General features: G+C 32.3%; 17 protein-coding genes and 1 pseudogene. 7 read left to right on the top strand and 11 right to left on the bottom strand.

Translation table 11 applies throughout. The annotated features are described in order from the left end of the window. From H6F32_RS17155 to H6F32_RS17140, 4 genes are all read right to left on the bottom strand, one after another. On the bottom strand, window positions 1-319 hold a 319-nt coding region (locus H6F32_RS17155), incomplete at its 3' end, for a hypothetical protein (protein ID WP_199294614.1). A gap of 254 nt (window positions 320-573) precedes the next feature. Continuing rightward, complete coding sequence (locus tag H6F32_RS17150; protein ID WP_190370516.1) at window positions 574-1,470, bottom strand: alpha/beta fold hydrolase; 897 nt, start codon at window positions 1,468-1,470, stop codon at window positions 574-576. Between the two features lie 165 nt (window positions 1,471-1,635). Next, window positions 1,636-2,589 carry an alcohol dehydrogenase catalytic domain-containing protein gene (locus H6F32_RS17145; RefSeq protein ID WP_190370518.1) on the bottom strand — a complete coding sequence of 318 codons (954 nt, stop codon included), beginning with the start codon at window positions 2,587-2,589 and terminating at the stop codon, window positions 1,636-1,638. A gap of 130 nt (window positions 2,590-2,719) precedes the next feature. Next, a complete protein-coding gene (locus tag H6F32_RS17140) occupies window positions 2,720-3,469 on the bottom strand; it encodes a TspO/MBR family protein (protein WP_190370515.1) in 750 nt (249 codons plus the stop codon). 133 nt (window positions 3,470-3,602) lie between these two features. On the opposite strand from H6F32_RS17140, the gene cbiE reads away from it, so the two are divergent. Further along, window positions 3,603-4,829 (top strand): precorrin-6y C5,15-methyltransferase (decarboxylating) subunit CbiE, encoded by a 1,227-nt coding sequence (gene cbiE, locus H6F32_RS17135; protein ID WP_190370514.1) that lies wholly within the window; start codon window positions 3,603-3,605, stop codon window positions 4,827-4,829. 14 nt (window positions 4,830-4,843) lie between these two features. On the opposite strand, the gene H6F32_RS17130 is transcribed toward cbiE, so the two are convergent. Next, on the bottom strand, window positions 4,844-5,101 hold the full coding sequence (locus H6F32_RS17130) for a UPF0175 family protein (RefSeq protein WP_190370513.1): 258 nt from the start codon (window positions 5,099-5,101) through the stop codon (window positions 4,844-4,846). 83 nt (window positions 5,102-5,184) lie between these two features. Then, window positions 5,185-5,355, bottom strand: coding sequence for a hypothetical protein (locus tag H6F32_RS17125; protein WP_242031164.1), 171 nt, complete (start codon window positions 5,353-5,355; stop codon window positions 5,185-5,187). A gap of 120 nt (window positions 5,356-5,475) precedes the next feature. On the opposite strand from H6F32_RS17125, the gene H6F32_RS17120 reads away from it, so the two are divergent. Continuing rightward, window positions 5,476-7,443: a dynamin family protein gene (locus H6F32_RS17120; RefSeq protein WP_190370512.1), complete on the top strand. Its 1,968-nt coding sequence runs from the start codon at window positions 5,476-5,478 to the stop codon at window positions 7,441-7,443. A gap of 52 nt (window positions 7,444-7,495) precedes the next feature. Beyond that, window positions 7,496-9,541 (top strand): dynamin family protein, encoded by a 2,046-nt coding sequence (locus tag H6F32_RS17115; protein WP_190370511.1) that lies wholly within the window; start codon window positions 7,496-7,498, stop codon window positions 9,539-9,541. A 141-nt stretch (window positions 9,542-9,682) separates the two neighbouring features. On the opposite strand, the gene H6F32_RS17110 is transcribed toward H6F32_RS17115, so the two are convergent. After that, a complete protein-coding gene (locus tag H6F32_RS17110; RefSeq protein ID WP_190370510.1) occupies window positions 9,683-11,617 on the bottom strand; it encodes an FAD-dependent oxidoreductase in 1,935 nt (644 codons plus the stop codon). Window positions 11,618-11,885: 268 nt separating this feature from the next. On the opposite strand from H6F32_RS17110, the gene H6F32_RS17105 reads away from it, so the two are divergent. From H6F32_RS17105 to H6F32_RS17095, 3 genes are all read left to right on the top strand, one after another. Beyond that, window positions 11,886-12,659 (top strand): ABC transporter permease, encoded by a 774-nt coding sequence (locus H6F32_RS17105; RefSeq protein ID WP_190370517.1) that lies wholly within the window; start codon window positions 11,886-11,888, stop codon window positions 12,657-12,659. Window positions 12,660-12,757: 98 nt separating this feature from the next. Next, the gene (locus H6F32_RS17100; RefSeq protein ID WP_190370509.1) at window positions 12,758-13,666 is read left to right on the top strand and encodes an ABC transporter ATP-binding protein; all 909 of its coding nucleotides are present in this window, start codon (window positions 12,758-12,760) and stop codon (window positions 13,664-13,666) included. Window positions 13,667-14,194: 528 nt separating this feature from the next. Then, entirely contained in the window at window positions 14,195-14,644 is a 450-nt protein-coding gene (locus H6F32_RS17095; RefSeq protein ID WP_190370508.1) for a DUF29 domain-containing protein, read from the top strand. Between the two features lie 3 nt (window positions 14,645-14,647). Here H6F32_RS17095 and H6F32_RS17090 read toward each other — a convergent pair. Next, window positions 14,648-14,878, bottom strand: a pseudogene (locus tag H6F32_RS17090) (hypothetical protein); the annotation flags it as partial. A 35-nt stretch (window positions 14,879-14,913) separates the two neighbouring features. Further along, window positions 14,914-16,452: a class I SAM-dependent DNA methyltransferase gene (locus H6F32_RS17085; protein WP_190370507.1), complete on the bottom strand. Its 1,539-nt coding sequence runs from the start codon at window positions 16,450-16,452 to the stop codon at window positions 14,914-14,916. 43 nt (window positions 16,453-16,495) lie between these two features. Here H6F32_RS17085 and H6F32_RS17080 point away from each other — a divergent pair, with 43 nt between their 5' ends. Further along, the gene (locus H6F32_RS17080; RefSeq protein ID WP_190370506.1) at window positions 16,496-16,972 is read left to right on the top strand and encodes a cobalamin biosynthesis protein; all 477 of its coding nucleotides are present in this window, start codon (window positions 16,496-16,498) and stop codon (window positions 16,970-16,972) included. A gap of 45 nt (window positions 16,973-17,017) precedes the next feature. On the opposite strand, the gene H6F32_RS17075 is transcribed toward H6F32_RS17080, so the two are convergent. Continuing rightward, a complete protein-coding gene (locus H6F32_RS17075) occupies window positions 17,018-17,371 on the bottom strand; it encodes a phage holin family protein (protein WP_190370505.1) in 354 nt (117 codons plus the stop codon). Window positions 17,372-17,487: 116 nt separating this feature from the next. Further along, window positions 17,488-18,273 (bottom strand): peptidoglycan-binding protein, encoded by a 786-nt coding sequence (locus H6F32_RS17070; protein ID WP_190370504.1) that lies wholly within the window; start codon window positions 18,271-18,273, stop codon window positions 17,488-17,490. Window positions 18,274-18,282: the final 9 nt, after the last annotated feature.

Below are 18,282 nucleotides of genomic sequence, written 5' to 3'. Positions count from 1 at the left end.
CCTCCTTTAACATTTCACCTTTATTATTTGGCTTTTTAAATTCTAAAATTACCCCTACATTACTTTTAGCATCTTTACCATTATGAATAACTAAATCATTTTTACCCTTAGTATTAATAAAATGATTTGTACCATAAAAAGTATGCTTTAAAAAATCAGAAATGAGATTTTTATGAAATTCCTCAGATTCCGCTTCATTTATTTTATCAAGTAGGTTTTGTAAATGAGTTTTAAAATTTTCAATGTCATTTCTCAAGGGGTTAATTTTCAGAAATGCTTTATTTAATGCTGCTCTAGGTTGTAACTTGACTAAGTTCATTTTTTTGTACACCTTGATATTTATTACAATTACATTTTGATTACATTTAGTTTAGCCAAAGTTGAATTATTCAGCAATATTCACAGATAGATTTAGCTATTTCTTTATAAATATTATAATTTGTTATAATTTGCTGGGATAACGGATAAATAATGCAAGCAAGATGCTTGCGCTACTGTAAAATACGACTGACAGTGGAAGTTGTAAAAATTCCCACTTCTGAAAATCACAACTTCCCAAAAACATTATTTGTGCTAGTTATTAAATCCTAGATTATTACACCAATTAAGAATTTGTTGGTTGACAATTTCAGGTACTTCATCATGGGGACAATGACCAGCATTAGGGATAGGAATAACTTGGATATTTTGACCATTTTCCCTAGCATTTTCATAAATTTTCGCACCAGAAATTGGTGTCCAAGGGTCGTTTTCACCCCAAATTACTAATAATGGAGATGTAACTTTTGGTAATAGTTCATCAGGAGTAGGACCTGGAGGTGCTGTCAAAATAGACGCAAAAACTTCTTTTGCTCCCGGATGACAAGATGGATCATAAAGAATATCAACTAATTCATCTGTAACCGTATTGCGATCGCTGTAAACTTGATATAATGTTCTCCTAATTTGTGATTTTTGACGCACACGATCAAATACAAATTGACCAGTAACAGGATGAGTAACTAATTTATGAAACGTTGTCATAATAAATCGCAATATGGGGTTTAATTCCTGGGGACGATGACTTAAACCACCTGCTGAATTTATGAGTACACCTCCGGCGGCAATTTCAGGATATTTTGCTACAATTATTAAACTTAAAAGCGCGCCAATGGAATTACCAATAAATATGGTTGGTCTTTGAATATGGGTATCATAAAAATCTTTTACAAGGTTAACCCACACATCCATGCTATAATCAATCACGGCTTTTTCTGAATCACCAAATCCTAATAAATCTATAGCAAATACTTGATAACCAGCATTAGCTAAAACAGGAATATTTTTCCGCCAATGACCAATAGATGCACCAAAACCATGAATTAGTACCAATGGTTGACCACTACCCATAACAGTATATTGAATTTGATAATTTTGCCAAATCCATGTTTTTTTGGTAAATTGTGGACTTTTTGCTGTTGTTAAGGTCATGGTTATCAATTCCTCAAATTTGATCAAGTATGAACTTTTGTTATCTTAATATGTTTGTTATTTTTGAGCAAATTCTCAATAAGAATATCCCCGACTACTGAAAGAATTTGGGGATAAGCTGTTGCTTGTTTAATTTCCATAGGGGATGGAAGCAAGATCACTGCACTAGTTTATTTCTAGCAACACTTTCAAAACCCCCTTTGTTTTGGCTTTTTCAAAAGCCTCTAATCCTTGAGAAAGAGGATAACAACTATTAATTAAAGGTTGAACATCTACCTTTTTATTTGCTAATAATTCCAAGGCTGGAGTAAACGGACCGCAGCGAGAACCTATCATAGTAATTTCATCCACTACTAAGGAAGAAATATCTACATTAAGATTTCCAGAATAGGTACTTTTTAAAACTAAAATACCACGAGGACGTAAAGCCCGACGAGCGATCGCAAAACCTTGAGGATTTCCTGTACAATCAACTGTAATATCAAAACTTTTCTCCTTTACTACATCCACTAAACCAGTTTTAATTCCTCGATTTTCTAAATTTACTAATTTTTCTCGATGTCTTCCTACCACAAATAAATCACAACCAGTTAATGCTAAAGTTTGGGCTACTAATTGTCCTAATTTACCATCTCCTACTACTAAAACTTGATGTTGAGAAGTTAATGAAATTTGCTGTTGAATTTCTAAAGCTGCTGCTATTGGTTCAGTAAAAGTTGCTGCTGCTGTAGAAACATTTTCTGGTACTAAATGCAAATTTTTAATAGGTAAAGATAGATATTCTGCAAACGCACCATTACGGTTGACAATACCTAAAACTGTGCGATTTTCGCAATGACTAGAATTACCACTTTGACAATAATGACAATAGCCACAAACTGCATTAATTTCTCCCACAACCCGTTTATTTATTAACTCCTGCGGACCTGTTTCTACAATACCCACAAATTCATGGCCGATAATTCCTGTATAGGGATAATAACCTTTAATCAATTCTAAATCAGTATTACAAATTCCTGCTTTTAAAACCCGCACCAAAGCCTCTCCTGGGAGAATTTCCGGGAGAGGAATATCTGTTTTTAATTGTAATTCATTATTTTCTAACCACAGTCCTTTCATAGTTTCATGCTTTCCTGATTTTATACAAGTGTCTTCAAAAGTTATATGGTAGAGAATAATTAATTTTCTACCATTTTTAATGTACATGAAATGCGAGATTTTTGTGCCTTTCAAGATAAATATTAACTATTTATTTCTCGACATTGGCTAATTTTAAAGGATACAATGGTTCTGAACCATTTAATTGCCAAATTCTAAAAACTAAAACAGAAGCAATGGTTAACCATACACAGGAAAAAGATAAAATTATTCCCGCTAAAGGAACTGTTTCCCAATAAATTATTGTTACTAATATGGCAGATAACCAAGGTCCTAAAATCACCACAGGAACAGCAGCACCTAATCTTTTTTCTACAGTAAAAATTGTGTTCCAAGTGTCACCTAAAGCTAAATGTATCACAAACAAAATTAAAGGTAATACTAAAAATTGATGATTCATTGCTTGCCAAATTAACCCAGAAGAAATAACTCGTAAAACAGCAATGATCATCCAAACTATGGGAAATACTAATGGTGGAGGAGACCATCTTGGTCTAATTACTTGATCATAAGTTGTCCGAGAACGGGTATTATCTAAAAGGGAAAAAATGCGAGAACGAATACTTAATAAACCAAAAAATAATCCGGTTATTAAGGTACTAACCCAGCTAGGAAGTGAGGAATTACTATCAATTAATGTAGTTAATTTCTCCATTCCTAGTAATACTAAAACCATCACTCCTATTTGTAGAATAGTGCCTAATGTATACACTAAAACTGCCTTAATATCTAATTCCTTTGTACTAGATGTATTGAGTGACTGTTGTTTATTTCCAGGTTTTACCCCCATCACTGTGTTCACAAACTTTTCTAGTATGCCAATATCATTTGACTGGTTCATAATTGGTAAAATTGCGAGTAGTTTGTCAGAGTCAGATCCCCGACTTCTTTAAGAAGTCGGGGATCTTGTTGGTATATTACTAGGTTATCCTATTTAATACTATCTACTAATTTATAATTTTCAGTTCTCAATTATGCAAAAATGGTTAACAATTATCGGTATTGGTGAAGATGGTATAGATGGTTTAAGTGCGATCGCTCGTTCTGTTCTTAACCAAGCTAATATTATCATGGGTGGTAAACGTCATTTACAAATGATATCGGATATCTTACCTAATGATCATCGTCAAATCATACCTTGGAAATCTCCCTTTGATGATTCTATTCAAGATATTATTAAACTTCGTGGTCAATCTATTTGCATTTTAGCTAGTGGCGACCCAATGTGTTATGGTATAGGCTCAACTATTATTAAATATATCCCTATTGATGAAATTACAATTATTCCCCATCTTTCCGCTTTTTCTTTAGCTTGTTCTCGTTTGGGATGGTCTTTTACAGATGTGGAATATTTAAGTTTATGCGGTCGCCCTTTGGATACAATTAATTATCATATTTATCCTCATGCTAAACTATTAGTTTTAAGTTCAGGTAAAAATACTCCTAGAGATATAGCCCAAGTCTTGACAAGTCGCGGTTATGGAAATAGTAAAATAACTGTGTTGCAAAATTTGGGAGGTAGTAATGAATGTATAATATCTGACTTAGCCGCTAATTGCTCAAAAACAGAAATTGCGGTTTTGAATATCGTAGCTGTTGAATGTATCGCAAATCTGGGAATAAGCGGTTTTTCCAGATTTCCTGGCTTACCTGATAATGCGTTTATTCATGACGGACAATTAACAAAACGAGAAATTAGATCCGTAACATTATCGAGTTTAGCACCTTTACCTGGTCAATTGTTATGGGATGTGGGAGCCGGTTGTGGTTCAATTTCTATAGAGTGGATGCGGAGTAATACCAGATGTCAAGCGATCGCTATTGAACAAAATCCTACTAGAATCAATTATATAGTCAACAATGCCAATAATTTGGGTACTCCCAATTTACAAATTATAGCCGGAAAAGTACCAGAAATTTTGCCAACTTTACAAAATTTACCTCAACCAGATGCGGTTTTTATTGGTGGAGGAGTGACAGCATCAGGAGTGTTAGAATTTTGTTGGAATGCGTTAAGAAATGGCGGGAAAATGGTGGTAAATGTGGTGACATTGGAAGGGGAAAAAAGACTTTATGAATGGTATGAACAGGTAGGAGGAGATTTTATCAAAATTGGCATCCAAAGAGGTGAACCTATTGGTAAATTTTTAGGATGGAAAAGTATGTCTTGTGTGACTCAATGGGTAGGAATTAAACAGTAATTAGCATTCAGTAATCAGCTAAAATTGTTTAAATCTGATAATAATTCTTCTTCAGTAAGATCAATTAAAGGAACATCATATTCATGGAGTTTGAGAATAAAAGTCACTCTATCTACTCCTAATAATGTAGCAGCCATACCAGAAGAAATTAGCTTCATTTCATAAAGTTTAACAGCCATTGCCCATTTTGATTCTGTTTCAAATTGTTCTCTAGTTTTACCAACAGCATCCGGTAAAGTTTCTGGGTAGTTAATAGTCATTTGTAAAGACATATTTTCTCCTATTTCCTATTCTCTCCTCATATTATACCTGTAATAACTGTATCACTCCAAAAATCTGTTTTAGGGTAAAAATGTTACCCAAGGGAAATATTGGATAATGCTTGAGGAATGGTTTCTTTAGATTCTGGGGGGTATTCTGTATAGTTGAAGTTTGCCCATTGTTGATCTAAAGTGTGGGTTTTTAGTTGTTTGATAGCGTAACTTAGGAAAAATTCGCTGTTACCAAAGTATAAGTTTGTTGGCATGGTACTACGGCAAGTATACTTTAGTATACGAGCGTAAGCTCTAAATCCACAACAATTAATGATAAAATTACACTTATAATTGAGTAAATACTGAACAATTGCAAGAACTAAAGATTAGCTATGAGTCCACCCAGAACTTCATTCTCTATAGATTATAGACAATCGCTACTAAAAATTATATCTTCTCTGAAGTATCTACAAGATTTATCTCAAGAATTAAATCTAACAAATTTAGTTGAAATGATTAGTGAATCTCTCAACCGAATTGAAAACAATTCCTTCAAAATGGTTGTATTAGGGGACTTTAATCGTGGTAAAAGTACCTTTATTAATGCTTTATTAGGACAAGAAATATTACCTTCAGATATTTTAGCTACTACTGCTACTCCTGGACGAATTATTTATAGTTTAAAACCAGCAGCAAAAGTTGCTTTTAAAGATGGTAGCGCACAAGAAATTGAAATTCTAGAATTGTCTAATTATGTTACAAAATTGACTTCAGAATCAGAAGCTACAGCCGCAACAATTAAAGAAGCAATTGTCTATTATCCAATACCATATTGTCAAAACAATGTCGAAATTATTGATACTCCAGGATTAAGTGACGACGAAGAAATGACCAATGTAACTTATACTATGATCAATCAATGTGATTTAGTAATTATGGTAATTTCTGCCCAATCACCTTTTAGTATATCGGAAGGTGAATTTTTTACAAATACACTACTAGAAAATGGTATAAATCATGTGCTATTTGTAGTAAATAGAATAGATGTTTTTCCATCTCCTGAAGATGCGATAAAAGTAATTGGCTTAATTAAAAACCGTATAAAGAAGTGCGTTAAAGATTGGGCTGAACAACAATTAAATCCTCCAAATAATCTAAGAAAAATTGGCAATTTTAAAATTTTTGGGATTTCTGCATTTGAAGCCTTACAAGCTAAACAATCTCGTAATCAAAAATTACTCGACAAGAGTTTATTTGGTAATTTTGAATATGCTCTAAAAACGTTGATTAATCAGCAGAGAGGATTAATACAATTAGAAGTCACCAATAATCGGATAATTAACTGGAGTCAGGAAATTATGAAAATTATTCTTGAACAAGAATCTATGCTAAAACAGAAGCAATTAAAATTCAATGTATCGAGTAAAAGTATCAACAATGAAATTACCTTGCTTATTCGTCTCTTGTCGGAAGTTCTACAATCAATTAATGTGATACTCACCAGTATTAAACAACAGATAACCACATCATATTTTCAACTAGAGAAGAATCTCAAACAAATTTCTAAACTGATTATCGAATCAAGTATTTTAAATATTAACGAAGAGAAGAATTTGGCTGAAAGAGTATCAAATTATTTGCAAACTGCAACAATAGAATTAGCTAATAAAATTCAATCAGAAACTGAACAAGCATTAAGTACAGCATGGTTACAAGTCAAGGATTTTATTGATTTATTTGAAAAAGATATTCCGCAGCTAAATAACGCAATAAATGATTTAGGATCATCGGAAACAATTAATAAAAAAGCTATAGATAATATTCGATATAAATTGAATAAATCTCTTGAAGCATTTAACCAAAAACAGTTAATTAACTTATCGCTTTCGTTTTCTTCAAAATCTGAAATCTTTGTATTTACAAAGGAGGCAAGTGGTATTGCAACTACTACTGGTGCTACCATTGGTTTCTCATTATTAGGTCCATTGGGAGGTGTAATTGGAGGATATATTGGTGCAGCAGTTGGTGATAATATGAGAAATGAGAAATTTAAAGAAAACTATCTATCTCAAGTAATCGCAGAAATTGATAATCAATTAAGATTAATGAATGTTAATCAAGCTGTAAATAGCTATGTTTATCAAGCCTGTTATGGATTAGAAGAAGTACAAATTTTATTAATGAACGAGGTTAAACCAATATTAGATAATATTCACAATCAAATGGTAGAAAATTATGCAAAACTTGAAACTAAAATAATGGTTGAGCAGCAAGAAATTATTCATAAGAAAGAGAAAGTTAATCAGGTTTTAGACGACGCTAAAAAACTTTCTGAAAAATTTTGCCTACTCAGAGTATAAATTCCAGTTTTCTACGATACAATCAAATATATTTACCAGGATAAACAAAACCATGACATCTATAAATCCACCTAATTCTCTTGATTCTGTTTTAGAGTGTAAAAAAACCGAGCGCGCGCTAGAGAGTCATTTAGAAAAATTGCGAAGTTTTTCTCAAAAATTAAATCTCACAAAATCAGTTGTATTAATTGATGATGTTTTACAACGGATTAAACAAAGCACTTCTTCTATTGCTGTAGTTGGTGAATTTAAACGTGGGAAAAGTACCTTTATTAATGCTCTTCTCGGTCAGGAAATTTTACCTTCTGATATTTTGCCTTGTTCTGCTACACTAAATCGAGTTACTTATGGTATAAAGCCAGAAGTGAAAATTATTTTTAAAGACGGTAATCAAGAGCAAATTCCCATTGAAAAACTAAATGATTACGTTACTAAGTTAACACCAGAATCTGAAATTACTGCCGAATCAATTAAAGAAGCAATTGTTTATTATCCCATACCTTATTGTCAAAATAATATTGACGTTATTGATACACCAGGGTTAAATGATGACGAGAATATGACTGAGGTTACTCTGTCAGTTTTACCCCAAGTTGACGCAGCTATTATGATTATTTTAGGTCAGTCACCTTTTTCTCAATTTGAAAGAGATTTGCTAGAAAACAAGTTACTAACAAATGATTTAGGACGGGTTATTTTTGTTGTCAATATCTGGGACGGTTATACTCCTGAACAAAGAGAGCGTATACTTGAGAATGTAAAGAGTAGGATTCAAAAATATGTACTAGAACGGGCTGAGAATCAATTTGGTAAAGATTCGGAAGAGTATACAATCTATAAACAAAAAATTGGCACTCCTAAAGTGTTTGGTATTTATATTAAACAGGCTTTAGAAGCGAAACAAAAAGGTGATCAGAATTTACTATTTCAAAGTGGATTTAAGCAATTTGAAGTAGCATTGGAAAAAGTTCTCATTCAAGAGAAAGGTGTAATTCTTCTGGAAGTAGCAACTAATCGTGTAATTACTTCATCTAAAGAAATTCTTACTACTATTAGCATCCAAGAAAGTGCTTTGGCAATGCAGCAAGAAGAGTTTCAAGCAGCTTATGAAAAAAGTGTAGCTGAGATTGCAGCTATTAGGGAAAGACAGACTAAGGAACTTAGGCTAATTGATGGTGCTGCTGCTAATGTGAAATTATTAGTTCGTCCTTTAATCTATAATTTGTCTACTGAATTACAACAAGCAGCAGAGGAAGCAATTAGAGACACAAAAATAGAGCCAAGAGAAGTAAAAAATGATAATACTAAAAAATCTCTAGCTAATAAGCTAAGTAAGACAGTCGAAAATGCTCTGCGACATCGCACAGATAAAATATCTCAGAAAATTGAAGATGAAATTCAGAAAGGAATAGACAAAGAAGTTGAGCGATTACAAGATTTTGCTCAATCCGTTGGACAAGCAATAACAAACATTGAAATGCAATTTGTTCAAGTTGAGGTAAGTTCCAACCGCAAAACCAGTGCAGCAGCAGAAGCAATCACTATAGCTCTATCAGTATTTACAGGATTTGGTGGTATTTGGTCAGGATATCGTGCAGCAGGATTAAAAGGTGCTGCTGTTGGGGCTGCGGCTAGTTTCGGTACTTTTTTTGGTGTTGGAATGGTAGCTGGTCTTCTAGGCGCACCGATAACTTTACCTCTTTTACTTGCTGTTGGTGTTGTGTCTATTTTTACAGGAGGTGGATTAGCAAGTAAGATATTTGCTGATGATCTTGTAGAAAACTACCGAAAAAATTACATAGAAAAAACTTTAGAAGAACTTGACAAGCACATTCGAGAGCAACGACTAGAGCAAAAAATAGATGATCAGATTACAACTACTTTTGAAGTGCTAAAACAAACCCTACGTCAAGAGGTAGATGCACTATTAGACAATACCCAAAAAACTCTTACAGAACTGAGCGATAAACGGGGACGACAAGAAGCAATGACTGAAGCTGAACGTCAGAAAATTAACCAAATTCGGGATGAAACTCAACGTATTCTTGGCTATGCTCAATGCGTATGTAAGCAACTTACAAAAATTGTTAGTGTTTAATTGTTGTAGGGTGTCTCACTTTGTACATATTTCAGTAGACACCCTAAAATTCCCCACTCAAAACAAACTCAACTGCTTTCCCACATTCCTGGTAAGATTGTTCTGCCTTAGCCTTTGACAATTCCCTATTTTCCCCTCATATTATACCTTCAATAAACCTTCAGGATTAACAGTTAAAAGAGGTCTTCTTTGTAACCCTTCTTGATGTAAAATCTCATTAGCTGCTACTAAACCACTACTTACTGCTCTTTCCATTAAACCACAGGGAAAAGGCATTTTTACCCAATCACCAGCAAAAAATAAGTTAGCAATATTACTGCTACTTTCTGGCCTATTTTTATAACTATTTGGTGGATATCCAGAAAAATTATGTTGGTTGACTATTTCCCGATGTAAAATATTCGCTTGTTGCAATTTTGGTACTATTTGATAAAGTTCCTTTTCAAAAGTATTTAATAAGTCTTCCTGGGTAGGAAATTGTTGATCTTTATAACAATATGCGTGTAATTCTATGACACTTCCTCCAGTTTTTTGTGACCATTCTATAAATTGTGTTTGAATACGATGATAGAGAGTAATACTATCTGTTAATTCATATCCTGAAAGGGAGGTAAAATTGCTATGTGGCCAATCAAAATCTTGATCAAACCAAAAACGACAAACTGCAAAAGGATCAGCTATTTTTAGATTTTCAACTTGTAATTTTACAGTTTCATCAATTTCCCCAGTTATCCGTTTAAATAATTGTTGAACTCCCGGAACATCCGTAGCAATTACATAATAATCTGCATTAATAACTTCTGGTTTTGTAGTTATTTGATCATTTCCCACTAGAGAAATTTGATCATCTTGTTTTCCTGTGATTTTAAATCTTTGTAAATCTCGTTTTGCAGGACCTTTAACCACTTTACCCTCAGCATCAAAAATAGCACCATGACAAGGACAATGAAAATTACCATCCTCAGATTTTTTCACAGTACATCCTTGATGAGTACAGGTTAAAGAAATAGCTTCTTCATTATTAGGTAAAACGGCAAAAACTTCATCCGCACTACCATAATATTCACCAGTTTGATCCTGAATATTGTTATTTTTAACCACTGAAAAAGAAGTATTTTGTTGTTGACTTCCTAGATAATATTTGATTCCTGAAATTTGCCCATTTTCCGTGATAATTTCACTCACATTAACATCAGTGATAATTTTACCATTTGCTTGAATAGCATTAGCAATAGGGGTTACTAAACTTGTTCCCATATCATCAGTTGTACCATTAAAAGCTAAACCTTCAGGATTACCAAAAAAGTAAAAATGGAAAAACTGCATTAATTCCCCCACACTCATTAAATCAGGTGCATTTAAACTTGATTTAGCAAAAGGTAGAAAATATAAATCATATAAACCTTGGGGAAATTCTGACTTTACCCAGTCAGCAACAGAGATATGATCAAACCTTTGATAATTCTTATCTTTTTGAAAACCTGTGATAGCTTGAAAAACTTGTAAATGCTTAAGTTTAGTCAGGTTAATACCCCATTTTAACCGATTTGGAGATGCGATCGCTAAATCTACAATATTCCAAGGAAAAGCCGAATTACTAGGACGAAAAACCTCCGGTTGATATTGAGAACCTCGATAAACAACGGAATAAAAATCTAAAGACTTAAAATTATTTTCAATTGCTAATTCTGACACTAAACTCTTCAAATTATAATATTGAGGAAAGAAACCATGAAACCCATGTTCCATTTTAAAAGTTTCTCCCACTGCTTCTATTTCCCAACTAGCAATTTTTCCTCCCAATTGGGGAGATTTTTCTAAAAGAGTGACATTAAAACCACGTTTAACCAACTCATAACTACAAGCTAAACCAGCTAAACCTCCACCAATTACCACTACCGTTTTCTGATTATTGATGTTATTTAATACTTTGGGTAATTCTAAAGTATCAAGTTGAAAAATAGTAGGTTGAGGTTTATTAAACCGTGAATAACCTGTTAATCCAACCACAACACCAATACCACATAATTTTAATAAAGTGCGTCGAGAAATGGTAGATAATTGAAATAAAGTCATAGATAACCAGTGAAAATTACTGCAAAATTTGCCCAAGATGATTTATAGTACTATAGCAGTTAAAATCAAATTTTACTAGGACTTACGCAAGCGTCGCACTAAAAAATCTGTTGAGTGGGTGCGTCAGATACCAACAACTTGGTTATTTACATGATTTATACTGTATGACATGGTTGGTGAGCTTGTCGAACCACACCCTACCAATGTGCCAGTTGCGTAAGTCCTGTTTACATCAAATCTCTAAAAATTCGTCAAGATGTCCTTAAAAATGAAATATTGGCAAGAAGCCACAGCAGTGACTCAACGCATTTTAATCGAACTGTTACGACGCAGGCGCAGTTTAATTTTTTGGTGCATTTTTCCCATATCCATATTATTTATCAATGGATTTATTTTAGCAGAAAGAGCAAAGTTAACCTTAACAGTAGCTTTAGAAAATGCAGCACCATCTACATTAGTGGGAGCAGCACTATTTTTTAGTTGTTTAGGAGGAAGTGTAGCGACGGTAGTAGCAGAAAGGGAACAACAAACATTAAAAAGATTGTTTATTTCACCATTAAGTGGTACATCTTACTTTTTAGGAATATTCCTCGCTCATACTAGCATTGGTATAGGTCAAACATTACTAGTTTACACCATAACAGCTTTTTGGGGAAGTACATTCAAAGGTTCAATAATATTAGGTTTAATGATTATTCTTTTGAGCATTATAGCCTATGTTGGGTTAGGATTTATCTTAGGAACACAATTAGCCAGAAGGATAGAAGATGTTAATGCGTTAGTAGCAGCTTTTGGAGTACCATTATTAATTTTAGGAGGAGCGTTTTTACCAACTTCATTATTTCCTGAAAAGTTGTTAAATATTGCTAAATATAATCCCATATATCACATGAATGAAGCATTACTAGGAGTATGGGCAAAAGGAGATAAAATAGTAGACATTCAATCACATTTAGGATTTTTATTAATTTTTGCGATCGTGATGATAATTTGTGGTTGGTTATCGTATAAACGAATGTTAATAGTAGAAAGAAGATTATGAAGTATTAAGATCCCGGACTTCTTCAAGAAGTCCGGGATCTGCGTGAGAATTCGGGGGTCTGGATATTGTATAATAACAATATAACAATAATAAATCCTATGTTGAAAATCAAAAATCTCAATAAAACCTACGGTACAAGAAAAGTCTTAAATAACCTCAGCTTAAATATTGACAGTGGGGAAATATACGGTTTATTAGGTGCTAATGGTGCTGGAAAAACCACCACTATTAATATTATTTGTAATTTACTCCAAGCTGATAGCGGGTACATTACTTTAAATAATCAGCCTATTTCTGAATATACTAAACCATTAATAGGTATTGCACCTCAAGAAAACCTACTATATAAAACATTATCCTGTACCGAAAATCTCAATTTTTTCGCTAATATTTACGGTTTAGATAGTAGTCAACGTCAAGAACAAATTATAGAAACTTTACAAGCAGTCAACTTATTAGATCGCGCAAAAAGTCCTGTAGAAACATTAAGTGGAGGAATGCAAAGACGTTTAAATATTGCAGTTGCTTTAGTACATAAACCAAAATTAGTAATTTTAGATGAACCAACCACAGGGTTAGATATTGAAGCCAAATATGAAATTTGGGACTTAATTAAAAACCTGAAAAATCAAGGTTTAACTATTTTATTAACTACCCATTTACTAGATGAAGCTGAAAGACTTTGTAACCATATTGGTATTTTAAAAAATGGTCAAATTTTAGCCCAAGGAACTTTACAAAACTTGCGAAAAATTATTCCCGCTCAAGAAATTGTGATCATAAATACTAAAGCAGAAAAACAAGCCATTTTATTAGCTAAAAAACATGGTTTTACCCATCGTTATTATGGTAGTGACCTAGCTTTTTTCTTACCAGAATCTTTAGAGTTAAAAGAAATTATTGATATATTTGCTGATATTACAATAGACTCTATTTCTCGTCAACCTGTGAGATTAGAACATATTTATCTGGAAATAACCCAAAACATTCCATCCACAATAAACTGATGTGCAACTAAACTGTATAACTAAAAAACCTAAAATTACTGTAGTGCAAGCATCTTGCATCTATTATCCAAATTAAAAGCACAACAGCTTATCCCTGACTTCTTAAAGAAGTCCGGGATCTGACATATTTTGCGTAAAATTAAAAAATATGCTACATTTACCTAAAAATACTTGTATGTAATTTTCCATTCATACAGTATTAAAAATTGTAACTATTCTGTAAAAATTGGTAATTAATATGATACAACCTAACGTCATTACTTCCGTAATTAGTAAAGTTGCACCTCAAGGAGATAGAGTAAAATCGAAATCTAAAAATACATTTTAACTGCAAAATCACAATTTTTTCAATGACAAGAAAATGAGTAATGTTTCTCATATATTTAGTGATGTAAATTTTCAACAAATTAAAAATAACTGTGATTTTAAAGAAGATAGATGCAAACTTTAAAGTTAATTGATAATGATTGGTTTTCTGATATTATTGATATTGAGTTTTAATTAAGTAGCAAATTAGGACACAAAAAAATGACACAGGTACAAACAGAAGTATCTTTATACGATCAAGATTATTTACTCTGGATAGAAGATATAGTCAACAAATTACGTAATAGGGATATTGACGGTTTAGATTTTGATAATTTAATTGAGGAGATAGACAGTTTGGGACGTTCAGATAAACGTGAATTAGAAAGTAGACTTGCAGAACTTTTAGAGCATATTCTCAAGCGAAAATATGTAAATATGCCTGACTGTTATCGTGGTTGGGTAGAATCTATTAATAAACAACGGATTCGAATTAGAAAATTACTCAAAGATTCACCAAGTCTCAAACCCTATTTTAGCGCAGTATTTGATGAAGTTTATGCGGATACTCTCAAAATTGTATCTATAAGTTATCCACAGTGTGAATTTCCTGATCAATGGCCATTTAGTTGTGATATTGATGCAATGCTAAATGTGGATTTTTGGGAATAATTATCAGATCCCGGACTTCTTAAAGAAGTCCGGGATCTTTTTATAAATACCTAAAATCTTATTTAACTCCTTAATATAATAATTGTTCAAATCAATAAATATCTCTGTTCATTCTAACTTTAAAAACTTGCAAATATCTCCCGTTTTCACTGTACCATAAATTGTTTTTATGTCATTATCTTCTTGTTCATTAAATAACTGTGCTGCTAACATTGCTGGTGCACATTGATCCAAACAAACTGTGCGTCAACCTCAATATCATATCCAAATCAAAAGCACAACAGCTTATCAACTAAATCATTACTCATTTTAACTGCTAACTCCTCATCAATATTAGCAGTCTTAATTATCTTCTCAACTTCCATATTATCCATCAATGCTAACTGATATTGGTTAGGACAAAAACAGTCGTTTAAATCTCCAGGTTCAAACTTATCTAAATTATTTCCATAACTTCTTTTATTAGATTTAATAATTTCCTGGCCAATATCACTCAATAAATAAACAAATAAATTATCCAGAAAATTTTTACCAAACATATTTGGATAAAAACCATGATAACAAGTAAAATTAATTGCCGTTGTTAAATTTCTAATTACTTTCAATCTTCCTCTACTAAACACACCAAATAAAATGGGAGCAGGTTGACGATATTCTAACTTATACCAAGGATTTCTGACTTTAGTAAGATATCTTTGATGATATGCTAGTTTTTCTCCCAAAGCAATATATTCGCGTATTCCTTGATGTTCATCATTTTTTACATCTAAACAATAAACAGGTTTATCTGCATCAAATAACATCTTAAAATGATATTCTGTAAATACTGGGCGAGATATTTGAGGACTTTTTGTAATACATTTACAAATATTCTGATCATCTAATTGATATGTGTTAATTTTGGTTTTTGTGAGTGCAAAAAATTCATTCGCACCAGTAGCAATACCTCTGGTAAATGTTCCATAAACTGATAATTTAACAAAATATTGAGGAATAAATTGATCAGAAAATAACGATAATAAAATTGGAGTCCATTTTTTATTATAAGGCAAGTTTGATGAATCTATTTGTTGATGGTAGTAATTACTAATATCTGATATTTGTTCAAGTTCTGTATTTGATTTAATTTGAGTGATTTTTATTGGTGCTTTTTTCCCATCTTTGTGACAAAGTAAGATACACACTGTGGTAGTTGCATCAGGAAATATTTCTTTTTCATTAGAGAAAATGATTATTTGTTTTAATAAATTGTTTTCTACTAAACTTTGCTTTATTTCCTTACCATAACCAGTATTAAAAAACTCAAAGGGCATAATAAATGCTAAACTACCATCATCATTAAGTTCACTAAGTGCTTTGATGAGAAAAACCGATGAAATATTAGCATACCCTACAAGTTTTTTACCTATTTGTTGTTCTATTTTTGGTAATACATCATGTCTGGTTAAAAACTTCTGAAATCTCATATAGGGAGGATTACAAATAATCGCATCAAATTTACCCACATTAGTTTCCAAATAATCACAATTATGAATGGTTAAATGTGGTTTTGGATTATTAATATTCAGATAATCAATAATATTTTTATCAATTTCATAAGCAATAAATTGATATTCTTGATTTTGGTGATGTTTAATTACTTGATCATAAAAAGTGCCCAAACCGAAAGCAGGATCTAAAATATTTTGAGGATCATATCTTAAGATCCATTGCACCATAATCTGAGATACTAATGATGGTGTAAAATATTGGCCATAATCTTTTCTATGATTAATGGATGTATGTTTAATATATTCACATTCACGCATTGATGATGTCCCTCATAAGTTTTTAATTTAAGTTTTTAAAATTATGAAATTGAAATCCATCCCTAATTTATTATACAATAAAACTCATCTAAATCTGTCACCTCCTATATACATAGGAATTGGTTTAAAAAAAGGAGTGTCTCAAACCACAATTACAACAGGAATTGAGGAATTATTAATAACATATAATCTGGAAAATCATCAAATTGGGACTATCGCAACAATTGATCATAAAGCATCCGAAGTAGGTTTATTATCCTTTTGTCAACTACACAACTTACCTTTAAAAACCTTCACATCGGCACAATTAAAAAATGTCATTGTTCCCCATCCCAAAACAAATATTAATGAATTAATTGGTACACCAAGCGTAGCAGAAGCAGCAGCTATTTTAGCAGCATCAGAAATCAATAACATTGATAAATTCAATATAGAGTTAATAGTTCCTAAACAAATATTTAATTTACCAGAAACCAAAGAAATGATCACCTTAGCTATAGCAATTAGATCCATTAATTAGATCCCGGACTTCTTCAAGAAGTCCGGGATCTGAATTTGATAAAATCTAATCTACAGCTGCTACCAACTTGTTAATAATGCCAGAGACAATAGATAACACTATTGAACCTAATAAAGCAGGAATAAAACCATTAATCTGAAAACCAGAACCAGGAGTTATCCCACTTGCTAACCATAAACTCAAGGCATTAATTACAAAGGTAAATAAGCCTAAAGTCAGCAAAGTAATAGGAAATGTCAGAATCGTTAAAATTGGACGAATAACTGCATTTACCAAACCAATAACAATAGCTGCTATTAATGCAGCACCAAAAGTTTTAACAATAAAACCAGGGACAATTTCAGTGGTAATAAGTAATGCTACTGCCGTTCCTAACCATGTCAGAAAAAAGTGTTTCATAATTGTTTCATGGTGTTTTTGTTTGAATTAGAGAACTATGATAAAACCCTTGTAACACAGGCATCTTGCTGTATTCATAGTGTACCTCATGTAGATGGAATGTGCTGTATATTATATTATGGAGCAGTTCTTTTAATAAAAGTTTGCCATGTACTACCTCCAACAATACCATCAGGATTTATTCCATAACGACTTTGTGCTTCTTTAACTGCGTTTTCTGTGGTTTTACCAAAATCTCCATCTATTTTACCCGTTAAAAACCCTAAAATTTTCAATTGTTGCTGCAATTTAACTACCTCTTTTCCTTGCATTCCTAATCTTAAAATTGGCCATCCTTCGGTAGTATATTGAATACCTGGTACTCTTTGATTTATTGGTGTAGGTTGAATTCTTGAGTTGGTATTTTTAGTATTGGAATTCTTTCCAGGAGGTAATTTTGTATTTGGTTTGGTAGGTTTTGTATTATTACTAGATTGAGGATTTATTGCAGTGGGAACTGTGGTAAATGGAGCAGATGTATTACCTTGTGGTGTTGTAGAATTGCTAATATTTCCTGATAGATTATTAACATTAGGAAAAAGTTTTTGCCAGGTAGCATTATCTACTACTCCTGTAGTATTTAATCCCACAGTTTGTTGAAATTGACTAACAGCAATGGCAGTATTTTGTTGATAATTTCCGTCTATTTCTCCATCATAAAATCTTAATATTTTCAATGCTGCTTGTAGTTCTTTTACTACTTCCCCTTGACTACCAATTTGAATTGTCGGACGATTAATATTAACCAATGGGTTAACTTGGGCAATTTTTAATGGTGTCGCTATAGATATTGAGTTAGAGTTGCTAATTAACAATGATATACTTGTTAACCAAAAAAGACGATATAGGATGTTTGTTTTCATGTTTGCTTT

Origin of the sequence: Anabaena sp. FACHB-1237, assembly GCF_014696225.1 — a bacterium.
Lineage (GTDB): Bacteria > Cyanobacteriota > Cyanobacteriia > Cyanobacteriales > Nostocaceae > FACHB-1237.
This window is presented reverse-complemented; position numbering and strand designations above follow the sequence as displayed.

Excerpts from the sequence above, each read along its gene's own strand:
- H6F32_RS17140 (WP_190370515.1), bottom strand. The coding sequence starts at position 3,469 with ATGAACCAGTCAAATGATATTGGCATACTAGAAAAGTTTGTGAACACA.
- H6F32_RS17075 (WP_190370505.1), bottom strand. The coding sequence starts at position 17,371 with ATGAAACACTTTTTTCTGACATGGTTAGGAACGGCAGTAGCATTACTT.
- H6F32_RS17150 (WP_190370516.1), bottom strand. The coding sequence starts at position 1,470 with ATGACCTTAACAACAGCAAAAAGTCCACAATTTACCAAAAAAACATGG.
- H6F32_RS17130 (WP_190370513.1), bottom strand. The coding sequence starts at position 5,101 with ATGTCTTTACAAATGACTATTAACTACCCAGAAACTTTACCGGATGCT.
- cbiE (WP_190370514.1), top strand. The coding sequence starts at position 3,603 with ATGCAAAAATGGTTAACAATTATCGGTATTGGTGAAGATGGTATAGAT.
- H6F32_RS17145 (WP_190370518.1), bottom strand. The coding sequence starts at position 2,589 with ATGAAAGGACTGTGGTTAGAAAATAATGAATTACAATTAAAAACAGAT.
- H6F32_RS17085 (WP_190370507.1), bottom strand. The coding sequence starts at position 16,452 with ATGCGTGAATGTGAATATATTAAACATACATCCATTAATCATAGAAAA.
- H6F32_RS17125 (WP_242031164.1), bottom strand. The coding sequence starts at position 5,355 with ATGCCAACAAACTTATACTTTGGTAACAGCGAATTTTTCCTAAGTTAC.
- H6F32_RS17110 (WP_190370510.1), bottom strand. The coding sequence starts at position 11,617 with ATGACTTTATTTCAATTATCTACCATTTCTCGACGCACTTTATTAAAA.
- H6F32_RS17120 (WP_190370512.1), top strand. The coding sequence starts at position 5,476 with ATGAGTCCACCCAGAACTTCATTCTCTATAGATTATAGACAATCGCTA.
- H6F32_RS17100 (WP_190370509.1), top strand. The coding sequence starts at position 12,758 with ATGTTGAAAATCAAAAATCTCAATAAAACCTACGGTACAAGAAAAGTC.
- H6F32_RS17070 (WP_190370504.1), bottom strand. The coding sequence starts at position 18,273 with ATGAAAACAAACATCCTATATCGTCTTTTTTGGTTAACAAGTATATCA.
- H6F32_RS17080 (WP_190370506.1), top strand. The coding sequence starts at position 16,496 with ATGAAATTGAAATCCATCCCTAATTTATTATACAATAAAACTCATCTA.
- H6F32_RS17115 (WP_190370511.1), top strand. The coding sequence starts at position 7,496 with ATGACATCTATAAATCCACCTAATTCTCTTGATTCTGTTTTAGAGTGT.
- H6F32_RS17105 (WP_190370517.1), top strand. The coding sequence starts at position 11,886 with ATGAAATATTGGCAAGAAGCCACAGCAGTGACTCAACGCATTTTAATC.
- H6F32_RS17095 (WP_190370508.1), top strand. The coding sequence starts at position 14,195 with ATGACACAGGTACAAACAGAAGTATCTTTATACGATCAAGATTATTTA.